Annotated in this window: 7 protein-coding genes and 2 pseudogenes; 6 read left to right on the plus strand and 3 right to left on the minus strand. The window is 37.1% G+C overall.

Annotated features, from left to right (window positions below; translation table 11 throughout):
- Positions 1–123 precede the first annotated feature (123 nt).
- The 6 genes and pseudogenes from BJN41_RS04520 to BJN41_RS04540 all read left to right on the plus strand — a co-directional run bounded on the left by BJN41_RS04520 (position 124) and on the right by BJN41_RS04540 (position 8,449).
- On the plus strand, positions 124–756 hold the full coding sequence (locus BJN41_RS04520) for a hypothetical protein (RefSeq protein WP_227515211.1): 633 nt from the start codon (positions 124–126) through the stop codon (positions 754–756).
- The gene (locus BJN41_RS04525) at positions 753–2,933 is read left to right on the plus strand and encodes a hypothetical protein (RefSeq protein ID WP_070153700.1); all 2,181 of its coding nucleotides are present in this window, start codon (positions 753–755) and stop codon (positions 2,931–2,933) included. Before BJN41_RS04520 ends, BJN41_RS04525 begins: the two co-directional genes overlap by 4 nt.
- Positions 2,930–5,887, plus strand: a complete 2,958-nt coding sequence (locus BJN41_RS04530; protein WP_070153703.1) for a tyrosine-type recombinase/integrase — start codon at positions 2,930–2,932, stop codon at positions 5,885–5,887. Before BJN41_RS04525 ends, BJN41_RS04530 begins: the two co-directional genes overlap by 4 nt.
- Positions 5,888–6,169: 282 nt before the next feature.
- Positions 6,170–6,307: pseudogene (locus BJN41_RS14645) on the plus strand (type II toxin-antitoxin system HipA family toxin); the annotation flags it as partial.
- 575 nt (positions 6,308–6,882) lie between these two features.
- Positions 6,883–7,185 (plus strand): helix-turn-helix transcriptional regulator, encoded by a 303-nt coding sequence (locus BJN41_RS04535; RefSeq protein ID WP_070153706.1) that lies wholly within the window; start codon positions 6,883–6,885, stop codon positions 7,183–7,185.
- A 4-nt stretch (positions 7,186–7,189) separates the two neighbouring features.
- Complete coding sequence (locus BJN41_RS04540; protein ID WP_070153709.1) at positions 7,190–8,449, plus strand: type II toxin-antitoxin system HipA family toxin; 1,260 nt, start codon at positions 7,190–7,192, stop codon at positions 8,447–8,449.
- Between the two features lie 65 nt (positions 8,450–8,514).
- On the opposite strand, the gene cas3f is transcribed toward BJN41_RS04540, so the two are convergent.
- From cas3f to BJN41_RS04555, 3 genes and pseudogenes are all read right to left on the minus strand, one after another.
- On the minus strand, positions 8,515–11,703 hold the full coding sequence (gene cas3f / locus BJN41_RS04545; protein WP_070153712.1) for a type I-F CRISPR-associated helicase Cas3f: 3,189 nt from the start codon (positions 11,701–11,703) through the stop codon (positions 8,515–8,517).
- Between the two features lie 280 nt (positions 11,704–11,983).
- Positions 11,984–12,229, minus strand: a pseudogene (locus BJN41_RS04550) (integrase core domain-containing protein); the annotation flags it as partial.
- Positions 12,220–13,286 (minus strand): IS3-like element ISAba20 family transposase gene (locus tag BJN41_RS04555; RefSeq protein ID WP_141730364.1). Its coding sequence is split into 2 segments (ribosomal slippage): positions 12,220–13,034 and positions 13,034–13,286, totalling 1,068 coding nucleotides; the frame shifts between segments, so codons are not numbered across the junction. The gene BJN41_RS04555 and the pseudogene BJN41_RS04550, both read right to left, overlap by 10 nt.
- Positions 13,287–13,297: the final 11 nt, after the last annotated feature.

Consider the following 13,297-nt stretch of genomic DNA (forward strand, 5'->3'; position numbering starts at 1 on the left):
GCCTTTACAGATAGGTTTGTGCAACAAAGCCCTAAAAAGATTAAAAACACTATATATAGTGAAATTTACAATTTAATAACACAATATAGGGCGCACAACCCTTGACTCTCCTATAAAAAATACGTGAATATTATAGCTTATTTTTCAGCCACTTGGCATAAATATGGGGAGACATCAGCATATGTCTATAAAAAAAAAGCTATTGAAAGTCATCGTGTATCTTCAAAAAACTTACAATTAATGTGTTATCCAAAATGTATGCATGCCTACCAAATCTGGATTGCTCTATTTTTTCAGCTTAATGAGAAACAGCAAAACTATCATTTGGATTTTACTTTTCAACAAAAAGTCGACATTCCTGTTCTGACAACAGACAAACCTGATCACTATTTTTTTAGTAGTCATTTCAGCTGGATCTATGCCTATTCTTACAACAAGAATAAAAATGAATTTAAGTTCAGAGCTTATGAAAAAAATAATTCCTACGAATTCACCATCCAGGCTTTAAGCGAAGTAAAGGCCTTACTGTGTTCCGGATTACACCACTCCATTCATGGCTTAGACATCATTGCAAATTGGCTAAATGAAGAATACTTAGCTGCACATCTTCAGGAAGTTTTCGGTCAGAAAGTTTTAACTATCAATTATCTACGAGAATTATCAGGACTGTCTAAATCCAAAAGTCCAGTAAGTTCTATTTCAAATTATGCTGGTCCACTTTCATTAGAAAAAATTCTGGCTGGAATATCATCATGAACGGATATAGTTACTTAGAAGATACTCAAGAATTAAAGCTTGAGCCGTTTCGATACTTCTATCAAGCACTGGCGAAAGCAAAGCTGGAAAATTATCAGGATTCTATCAAACTCAATGACTTCATTAAACCTACTGAAATCGTTGAAATCAACAATATTATAAATCAAAAACTTGCAGACAAATCAATCAGTGACTACCCTCTGGTTCATTATCTTGTTGCAGTTATTAACACCCCATCAGCATATCAATCAACTGCACTGAAATGGGCTATTTTCAATACTCAATGTATCGAGTTACTGAATAGTAAAGAACATACAGCAACTGTAGCTAATCTATGTAGGCGTTTTCGTTTAGCAAGTACAAAGAAAGAATACTATTGGCTTTACAATTTTTTACCGTCTCTTCCAATTGAATTAGAAGAGCTAGTTAAATTTCTAAAAAATACTGAGACTGAAAATGGGGAATTATTTGACGAATCTAAAGAGAGTTTAGAGAAAAGGGAAATGGGCCAACTGGCAGAAATCCGCGTTATTTATACGTATACCCATACTCAATCAGAACGTCAAAAAAGAAATCGTCAAAGTAATCCAAACATCCCAAAACCGTCTCAAACTGACGTTAAAAAGACATTAAGAATTTCACTTGATGGAGAAAAAACATATCAAACTCATTTTGAGCGAGGTGTGGCAAAACAGCCCCTTGAGGATAAAACTGTAGAAAAAGTTGAAGATCATAACTTTGAATTTACTGGATTAGAGCAACATTCTGTCACTGCCCAAATCGTAAATCTGAAAAGTAAAATTCTGCATCAAAACAAGAATGAGCTAATGAGCAAGCCGAATCCTCGGGTCTTCGATTTGCCTACCGCACAGTACATTATGCAAATTTTATTAGAACAGGCAGAAAACTCTCCAATTCATACCCTGCTTTTATTTTCAGTCCTCAGTCTTACTCATTATAAAGATCTGCCGGTATTTCAAAAAAATTTACGAGTCAGTACAAAAAACAAAGAAGTATCACTGCAACCCCAAAAATGTTTCTTTAAGCAAAGCTTTGAAGTCTCTAAATTCAAGGATTTTGTTTTAAGAAAACATCGGTTGAATACCGTGAATTCTTTTACGATTCCTCTGCCTCAATATTATCTGGAAAATCTAAGTCAGTTGAAAAAAATGGATGGTGTTGAGATTGATTCCAAGATACAGGAGTATTTACAAAAAATTAATAAAGGGCTGACCTTCCAGTTAACAACACAAAATCTTCCGCGCTTACTCAGTGATATTGCATTGAATGAACTTGAGTATGAACTGGAAAGCAAATTGCTTAATGGAGAAAGTGTTCAGCACTATATTCCATGCCATTACTCTTCAACACAAATCGTGGATATTATTAATATTTATACTCAAATTCTAACTTTGACTGTTCCTCAGCTGGAAACTGAATATCTTGAAGAATTCAGTAACCCGCATTCTTTTGGTAGTCAGCAGACACCTAATCTACCATTTGTTAAATCATTTTTTCACCAGCTTGACCAACGAGTGCGGGAACATCCGAATCCATTTCAGACGTTAAATCATTATTCAATCTGGCTGTGGCATATTTGCATGCTGATAACGTCAGCACGACCAAGTGAGTCTTTCCCACCCAATCTAGATTATCTTGACCTCGACAATCAATTGATGGCTGTTGCAGATAAAGAGCAGCGTTATTCGGGCACCATTGGACGATATCTACCATTTAACGATTATCTTCGTGATGAAATACAGCATTACCTAAAATATTTAAAATACTTTCTCCACCTCACAAAGGCCTATCTGTCCAATGAACAAGTACAAGCAATCCATGAGGTCTTCGAGGGTGAACGCCCCTTTCTATTATTTTACGATCCACAAGGAGATATCCGAAATTTAGAACTTTCTGATATTCAAAAATTCTGTACAGAAATAGCCCTTCAGCGCAATTGGACCCGCCACTTTGCTCGTTATTTTTTTGCCCAATACTGCAATGAAGATATAGTTAAGGGCATCTTTGGTCATGACGAAGCAATGCAAGGACTGTTTGACCGCTATTCAGCTTTTCAGGCGACTGATTACGATCAAATCAGAACAGCACAAGATAAGCTAATTGAAATATTAGAGCTTAAAAGTATGTCGACATTCAACGGGTTCATGATTAAATGAGCAGACATCCACACTCGCTAAAACGATTAAAAAAGCATAGAGAGAGAAAAGTGTTTCTTTTGCAATTATTTAGCGAAAAATTCACAAAACTGACACCCGAAAACTATCCAGAAATTTTTCGACAAGTTGACGATCGACTTTTAGAGCACTATAAGTCAAATATCCGAAGCTACCAGATAGCACGTATAGAATTTGCTAAATATATTAAGCGCTTTAATCGTTCATCGAATCAAAACTATCCGGTGCCCGCCGCTCCCATTAAGCACGAAAGAACTCCTCCCGAGCAAAATATTGAAACCTTAAAACATGGTAAAAAAGTTACTCAATTTGCCCAAAATATGATTGCTTACTGGACAAAACATAATGACTTCAGTCTAACTCAATCACTTGGCTTCTGTTTGATCAGTTCAATATTATTTAATGGCATTTATAATGAGAACGAACTACAAAAGTTTTTAAAAATCATTTTAAAAACAAAGAAATTTCAAAGTTTTTTAAACCTGAATCATATTGTTTCACTTGATATCCCGAACCGGAATTTCGGTAATCAGCGTATATATGACCCTGATTTTTCAGTCAGCTATACCAAAACGTTTGTGCTACACGACATTGTGAAATGCTGGATCTACAGACTAAAACATCAAAAATTTGATTTATTTTCGGATATTGAAGATGCAGAACATCTGATTAACGCTTGTATTATTGAATGCTTCCCTGAGGAAAAGGTGCGTTGTAAAGACCTGTTAAAATACGGTTTTTACTATACACAGTTCCTGAAAAACAGCGGGCTGGATCAAATGTCCATTTGTATCTTAAAAAATGAAATTTATAGTTCCAGTCCTCTCGAAAAACAATTAGCAGCTTATTTTAGTCAGCCTGAACCCACGCCTACCCATACGATTCAGGAAGTTTATGAAAACCCTCAAGACCAGTCTAAAGTCACTATTGCATTAGATGTTGCCGATATTTTAGTAGAAATACGTCAAGCTATTCGTGCAAAAAACTATAGCGATCAACTCATAGAATTATATGCTAAAGAACAATCTCCAGCCTTGGAACGTTTGCTGCTGTGGAGCATACTACGCTCAAAATTAACGGAACCTCAACTGGACCTTCTAAATCATATTATTCAGCAGCAGCAACGATTTAAGCGCAAGCTTATACGTGCAGATTTTCAGCCGCTCAAGCAAAGTTCTCTGAAGACCATGTTTTCACAGTTTGCAGTCCATTGGCTGCAGGCAACGCAAGACAAAGATATTTCATCATTTTCAGATGCTGATTTTGAAGATCTGTATGGAGAAATGCTTCTATTAAAGAAAGAAACAACTAGAGCAACTCTACAAAAACGTCTACAGGAGTTTCATCACAAACAGACCTTATTTTTTAACGCACCCACTGTTGATCTGGATAATTTAATCCAGGTAAAAATCTGCAGAACCGCATTGATCTCGCCCCATATTTTTCACCACATGCTAGAGCAGCTCGAAAATACTCAAAATATTTCGATTCAGGATAAAAATATATTTAAACTGATTTTTATTTTGGGGTTCAGAGTCGGACTACGGATCAATGAAACATTGAATATCTTCGTACGTGATCTATTTATTAGTGAAGATGCTGTGATAATCACTATTCGCAACAATCGCAATAAAAATCAAAAAAGCTACTCAGCTTACCGCAAGATTCCCCTGCATCATCTACTTAAAGCCGACGAATTACATGCATTTAAAACATATAGTCTGAATAGAAAACGTCTGCTAAAAGAACAAGGAAAATCAGTTGCACAACCGCTGTTTTTAAAACAGTCCTTAGAAGAAACTCATGAAAATGAAGTGAATTCCCTATTGAAACAATTGATCCAGCCAGTTTTTGGAGAACACAATTTTACTTACCATAGTCTGCGCCATTCTGCATTTAATCATCTTTACCTGATTTTAAAAAACTCAACACTTTCAGATGCATTTACTGACTATAGCCCACATGAGCAATTACGTATCCGTTATGCATTGTTGCGAAACAGAAATACTCAGCAAACCTGGTATGCACTTTCTCATTTTGCCGGGCACCTAACCCCTGACACGACCTGTTCAAGCTATCTGCATTTAATGCATCTGGCAATTAGCTACCAGCTGAATCAAATGCACAGCCCACTTCCTAAAGAAGCCTATTTTAATATTCTGAAACATGATGATGCTATTAAATATCCTGTTCAGCAACGGGCGATCAAACAGTTTTTATTTGATCAACTCACTAAAGACCGTTACAGGCAACATGATCATCAATATAAACCAGAACAACAGAAATCGCCTGATTCACTGATGCTAGGAGCTCATGACTCAGAGATGACTTTTGAATTATTGCATCACATTCTTGCAGTAGAAAAAGAGCAAGATCTTCTGTTACCTGAAGCCATTCCTTTGCAAATCGCGCAAAAATTACGTGCCAGAGCCCTACATTTGAAAACCTCCTGTGTAAACCAAAAAAAATCATCGAGGTTATTTACCACAGATTTTTTAAGGAAAACTCCGAATGCATTGGTCACCATGTTGCCAACCAATCAGGAGGAAAAAAAAGTCATTCAACATGTTCAGGAGCGTTATGCAAATGTACAAAGTAAATACAAAAAACAGCTTCATACGATCTACTCAATTTATCTTGAAAAAGTTCAGCCCAATTCAGCCCAGTTAATTTTTGAACTGAATGAAAAACGGCAACTGAAGAAACTTCTTTCTTTTATTCATAGTTTATTTCCGAAAAAATATCTTCATTTAGAACTCTCTCAACAGAGCAAGACAGAGCTCAAAAAGACATTACAGGATTTAACATTACGGGCAGAAAACTTCAGCTTGAATGAAAATGAAAGGCGAATTAAATTCTGCTTCAAAAGTAAAGATGCAAAAGTACTTGGGGTATTCAAGTTACTGATGTATCTCATGATAGTTTCTCATCTTTAAGCTGCTTGTAATAAAAATTTGAACTCTGAGCAACGATAATCAAATAGTATAAACTCTAGGGGCTTTGTTGCACAAAGATTTCCTAACTATATGATTTTATAGGATTTGATTGTTTTTCAGTCAGGATTTTAATTTAATAAAATCAATGGCTTATATATTTATGCAAGGCTTTGTTGCATAAATATTTTGCAAGATGCTGATTTTTAAGGGTTTTCCTAAAATTTTAATAAAAATAAATATAATAAAACCATAGTGTTAGCTATTTGTGCAACAAAGCCCTATGAAATTATTAGTTCGATTTGTAAGGTTGTAATCCGATTCAGGAATATCGCTCATGATCTATTACCTAGACAAATTCAAGCAGAGACTCTCCAAATGATCCAAAATAGGATTGAGCATAATATTCATTTATTGAATTGAATATAAAACATTTTCATGAGGATTAATAATCATTATATTAAATCATATACTGTTGTTGTTTTTCATGAAAATCAGTATTAAAACATAGGTGACTTTTATAGACAAAAATTTCCAATATAAAGTGACCAAAATACCCTTAAATGATCTAAATTGCTAAAAATTTTGCCCCACTAAAAACTAATCACATTCAATTAAATCATATACTTAAAATTAACATCATTTAATGGTATAAATCTCGGTGACCTTGCCAAGGTTGGGGTCGCGAGTTCGAGTCTCGTTTCCCGCTCCAAATTCAAAAAACCCTCATCGAAAGATGGGGGCTTTTTTATTGATTTTATATTATGTTATCCCCAATCATACTTTCTTTATTATCTTTTATTTCACAGTTTCGGGCCCCAAATACGACATATTCGTAGGTAGTTGCAAAAAATAAATGCATTAAAATCATTAGATTTCTTTAATCCAATAGAATCTCATCAGCCAATCAAGCATCTCATTATCGACCAACTGGCATAATTTCATAAATCCATTTTTTTGTGTTTTAATGGTGATATCACAATGTAAAACACAATATTATGGATTTAATATTCAAAAAACCTGAAGAAGTTGTTGCTTTATTATGTGAGAGGCTTCGTAAAGAACGTCTTTATCTGGAAATGACTCAGGCAGATGTTGCTGCGCGTGCGGGTATTGGTGTGAATACTGTATCTAATCTAGAAGCTGGTCGAAATGTTTCATTTGAAAATTTAGTACGTGTTGCCATGGTGCTCGGCCGATTAAAAGAATTAGAGGAACTTTTCAAACCACATTTAAATAGTGTAGATGACATGCTCCGCTATGAGAGTAATACGGCTCGCCAACGTATCAAAAGGAAATGAATCCATGCTCAAAAAACTTGATGTTTACTACAATGGATGGGGCGAATATTGGCTTTGGGGCACACTAGTTTCCTCAACTGCAATCACAGGTCGACCATTGATTGCTTTTGAATACAGCGCAGAAGCAATTAGTAAAGGTTTAGAGCTTTCATCTTACCTACTTCCGCTAAAAGGTGACCCATTAAGAAAGAACTTTCCTGCACATCAAATGGGATTACCAGGCCCTATATACGATGCCTTACCCGATGGCTGGGGCATGCTCCTGATGGATCGCTTATTTAAAAAAAATGGACTTAATCCAGCACGAGTTGGGCCTTTAGAACGCCTCACGTATATTAGTACACATACAATGGGGGCATTATCCTTTGAACCTTCAGCATCCGAGTTAACATTAGCTGAAAATATTCCATTGCTAAGACTCGCTCAAGAAGTTCAGGAAGTTCTCAAAGGAGAAGGTGCCGAATTTTTACAGCATTTATTAATTATGGGCGGGTCTCCACAAGGTGCAAGGCCAAAAGCACTTGTTTATCGTGATCCTGTCACTAATGAATTCTCAACAGTTCACTCACATCAACATGAAGCTTGGCTGATCAAATTTCCCGCTCAGCAAGAGCATCCTGAAGTTTGTGCAATTGAAACTGTTTATGCAGAATGTTTGCGTCATTGTCATATTGACACCCCAGACACCCAATACTTCACTCTTCCGAATGGCCTAACTGCATTTGCCTCAAAAAGATTTGACCGCTGCGATGGCATGCGCATCCCTATGCAAAGTTTAGCTGCCTTTACAGGGGCTGATTTTAAATCACCTGGGAGTTTAGACTACAGCAACTTTCTTCGTGCTACACACTTTTGTACCAATGATATTCGCGAAAAAGCGATTGCATTCAAGCGCGCTGTTTTCAATGTGGTGTTCAATAATCGAGATGATCATTGCAAAAACTTTTCGTTTTTAATGTCTCAAAATGGACAATGGAAACTCGCCCCAGCCTACGACGTTACTTTCTGTGAAGGCCCAGGTGGATATCATCAAATGGATATTATGGGTGAAGCACTGGATATTACTCGGTCTGCCATTGTCAAACTGGGCATTCAGGAAGCAGAGCTTTCTATTCAAGAGGTTGATGAAATGATTAACTCAATTTGCGAAGTTGCCAGCCGATTTACGAAGATTGCTCATGATCTATTACCTGAACAAATTAGATCTGAAACTCTCCAAATGATCCAAAATAGGATTGAGCATAATATTCATTTATTGAATTGAATATAAACCATCCGATTTAATCAAAAGCAATCTGGAAATACATATAAAATTTAATCAATAACAGATCAGTGATAAACCCCGAACCCAAGATGGTATATCCACTGCGGGCTTTGGTCATTATAAACAGACAAAGACAACTTACATCCCTCTTGCACTGCAAGCCCATACTCTAATGTTAGCTCCTTGAGTTGCGCAGGTGATAAACTCAACCAAGCATTATCAGGAGCTGGTTCAATATTAAAGGTGACACTTTTAACAGCTTGCTCATATTTTCCAGTCTGAATATTCAGTTCTACGGAATCTGGAAAATGCTGATAAATAGATAATTCATCATCCTCAACATCAAAGCTATATACTTCCTGATTTTGCATATCTCTTAGACATGTATCTTTATATAACTGTTCCGTTAGCAAAGCTGCATTCACCTGAATATTAGAAAAGAGTTGTTCACCTTCTGAAGCAAAAAAGTCCTGATTAAACTTTTGAATTTGTTCATCATCATATTTTGTAAAGTCGCAGGTATTGGCATTGAATCTAAGTCTGGCATCAACCACCAGTTCATTATTAGACCAAGGCAAAAGTTGCGATAAATCTTGCGATTTATATTGTTTTTTGGTGTCCACATAACCTTCATAACCAGGCCGATTAAATACCGCCTGCTTTTTTGGCTGAGTTCTATCTTTATTTGCACAGTATTTATAGTTAAATTGTGGAATTACAATGTTGGGATGTTGCACAATATTTAAGCGATGTCGATTAACACGCCCTGCTGTCTGAACTATCGACTGCACACTTGAAGCATCAATAATCGCCCAGTCAAAATCATGATCGCGCCCAACTTCTTCTACAGGCGTCGCAATCACAATCAATGGAATATCTATAGCGTTAGAGGTCTGAACGATATTTAATATCTCTTCATCCGTATAAATATGTTCATTTCCCGTTGGGCGTTTTGTGCCATTTTTATGCCGCGTGAGCAAAAAGTCGAGTCGTTTTTCTTTGTGGAATCGTGAAATTAGCCAATCATGAGCATGGTAACAAGCAATCTGTGCATGTGGTAGTCGGCCTGATAAATGCTTTGCTAAATCAATAGCATGTTTGATATTTGCCACACGGATTAAACCAAATGAAAGTTTTTTGTCCTGTTTTTTAAGTGACCATCGATGTTGTTGATGTAGAGCTTCTGTCTGCTCCAAAATCGTCCTTTTCCATTGATCAACAGAAGGATTTTCAATACTGGCTAAACGTGCCAAACGATATGGCTGTTCTGCTTTAACCGTAAGAACGTGCTGCAACTCATCTAAATGCTGTTGATAAACCTGATTAAATACTGATGGTTCATGGCTTTTTTGTACCAGTATTTTAGGCTTCAATTCATTGTCTGCAATCGCTGCAATAAATTTTTGTGGTTCCTTATATAAGGCTGCGCGAAGCTCGACTCCTGATTCAAAAGCGCGGTAAATGCTATCTGCGACTGTTGCTGAAAGCGTTGCAGATGAACAAATGACATGACGACCATACATTGCAGCCAATTGGACTAAACGCAATACAGCGATTAATGATTTAGGTTCATAACCATCAATTTCATCTAAAATCAGGTCACTGCTCATAATTCTGAGCAATGCTTTAACATGATGCCCTTGTCGGTGTGGTTCGCCTGCCGCGATTAAATAATCAATCGTGGATACCAATAAAGGCGAGGCTAAAACATTTTGAGCAACTTTATCTACTCCCCTTTTTCCTTTGACTATTTTAGTAAATAGAGGATGCAACCACTGTGGTAAGTCTTGATCCTGTGCATAAGCATCAAATACAGGTTCTGGTAAATTTTCATCTTCATCAGCCACAGACGCATTTGCACGACTTTCATTAAATAACTTTTGGCTGACATGATCACCAATAATCACGGCAATTTCATCATCCGACAGATTCATGGAGCTTTTAAGTGCATCACCAGTCTGTAACGTTAATGAGCGAAGATTCAGTGCAATGGCAAGGCGTGGATCATTCGGTCTTAATATACATGCTGCACGCAGGTTCATTCTGGTTTTACCACTCCCCGTTCCTGCAATATTCAGCAATAAGCAAGGGGTATCTGGCATTTTATTGATTTGCTTTTGTAAGGCATGAGCAACCAAATTTTGCCACTGAAATCTGGGTAAAGTAGAAGGCTGACAGATAAACTCAACCGTTTGTTCACTTAAACCAGCAAGATTCAAATCTGTCATCATTTTTGTGGCGATATACGCAGCACGATCTCCAACCTGCTGCAAATGCCAATCCAGAGGTTGATCTTGCATTCGCTCCTTTTTGCCTTGTGGACTATTTTTTATCTTTGTATTGGCAAATAGGCTGACATTTTCAGGTTTTGTTTCAGAAAACTGTTCCGCAGAAACGGTATGGTCTGCATGAATGAGTGCTGCGCGGCTATGTAGTGCTAAAGCTTTCCAATATAACTGTTGATCTTCCGTTGCTTGGGTCATTTTCGCTAAGCGGGCCATACGGTTTTGGTGACTTTTAAATATGCTGTCATTTAAATCACCCGCACAGGTGAATTGTTCTACACGAGGATGTTTTTCCCTGACATGCAAATCCGCATTTGGATACCAGTTGTTATCTCCCAATAAACCATGATGTGTGACCACCAAATAATCCACAGCTTCTAATTCATTCAGCAAAAATTGTTTTCTTATCTTAGTGCGTTCGCCTAGGGTTAAATCTGTTAAGTTACGATCAATATTTTTCCATGCTTCTGGCCAATTCCAGTTATTTTTACGCATTTGCTGCAATAGTTTCATCGACAACCATTCATGTCGTACATCATCTTTGAGCATCTGTCCCGCCATCGCAGGAATTAATTTGCTTTGAAAATGCTCAGAAGCCTTACCAATGTCATGTACATCACCTGCAGCACCTGCAAGTAAACTTGCTGCTCGAACCCAATCAGGCACTTGCAGCTGCTTTTGTTGTTTAGATGTCGAAGCAACTGGATAAGCGCCCTCTAAAGTAAAACGATGCTTAGAGCCTACGACCCAAACCAATTTCATTCTGCGCATACCATAATTCACATAAGCTGCTACGGCAGTTTGACGTGTTGCCGTTTTTTTCAGTGCGCTACGAATTTCTTTAAGTCCTTCCATGGTCATAGGTGCCTGCCATGAACTTTGCCCAGTGCGAATTGCATAGCTATCTAAAACAGCTCTGGTCTTTTTTAAAGCGCGTTTTTCACAAGCGGATATTAGAATGCAGTGCATAATCTAAACCATATTAAAAATTGAAAGTCGTTGGACAATGCTGTATTAAAAACCACCAAGAATACTGAAATACAAAACACAAGTATTTGATTTTAAAAAATTTTAAAACTGTATTCATATATTTACTTTGGCTTTTTTAATTTCTCCCATTCTCTTAAATTTTAAGAATAACAAGTAGTAGATTTAATTTGGCTATTGAATTCTACTAACTTGCTCTTACTTATATACGGTAATACCCCCATTTTTAATTGAATTAATGGGTAGAAAATCTAAAGCCTTGTTATTGTTTAAAAATAGGTGGACAACCATTTACTGACATATGAGGTCGTTCATGATTATAAAAGTACTGCCAGTCAGTTGTATAGTCCTGCACCTCGCTCAGATCTCGAAATAAATATTGATTTAGACACTCATAACGTACTGTACGATTAAATCGCTCAACATATGCATTTTGCTGTGGATTGCCTGGTTGAGTAAATACATGCTCAATACCATGCTGATCACACCACTTTTCCATCAGCTCACTTGACAACCATTTACTGACATATGAGGTCGTTCATGATTATAAAAGTACTGCCAGTCAGTTGTATAGTCCTGCACCTCGCTCAGATCTCGAAATAAATATTGATTTAGACACTCATAACGTACTGTACGATTAAATCGCTCAACATATGCATTTTGCTGTGGATTGCCTGGTTGAGTAAATACATGCTCAATACCATGCTGATCACACCACTTTTCCATCAGCTCACTTATATACTCTGGGCCATTGTCGGTTCTAATGCGTTTAGGTTTACCTCGCCATTCAATGAGCTGATCAAGTCCTCTCAGCACACGTTCTGCTGGCAACGAAAAGTCAATCAATATATCCAATGACTCGCGATTATAGTCATCAATCACGTTGTGAACTCGATAACTACGTCCATCACTGAGTTGATCATACATAAAGTCCATTGACCATGATTCATTCTTAGCTGTCGGTACTGCAAGGGTTTCAGGCTGTTCTCGTTTAATCCGCTTATTAGGCTTGATTCTTAAATTAAGCTCAAGCTCCTTATAAATGCGATAGACACGTTTGTGGTTCCATTTGTATTTTTTAACATTACGCAAATACAGGAAACAAAGCTTGAAGCCCCATGTTTTATGATCATTGGTTAATTGAATCAACCATTCGGCAATCTGTTGATTCTCTTCATCTAAACGAGCTTTATAGCGATAACACGTTTGACTGACTTTAAAAATTAAGCAGGCCATGCTGATTGAAATCTTAAATTGCTCAGTAGCTTGCTGAGCAAGTGACTTTCGCTGAACAGGCCTTAAAACTTTTTTAAAAGTGCATCTTGCAAGATGTCTGACTTTAGCCGCTCATCAGCATACATGCGTTTTAAACGGGCATTTTCAGCCTCAAGTTCTTTAAGCCGCGTCATCATTGAAAGATCCATGCCGCCATATTTGGACTTCCACTTGTAGAATGTAGCAGAGCTCATACCATGTTCGCGGCACAAGTTCGGTATGGGTGTTCCTGCTTCAGCTTGCTTCAAGATACTCATGATCAAGCTGTCTGAATACTTAGATGTTTTCATAGAAAATCTCC

Source organism: Acinetobacter towneri, from assembly GCF_001758345.1.
GTDB lineage: Bacteria > Pseudomonadota > Gammaproteobacteria > Pseudomonadales > Moraxellaceae > Acinetobacter > Acinetobacter towneri_A.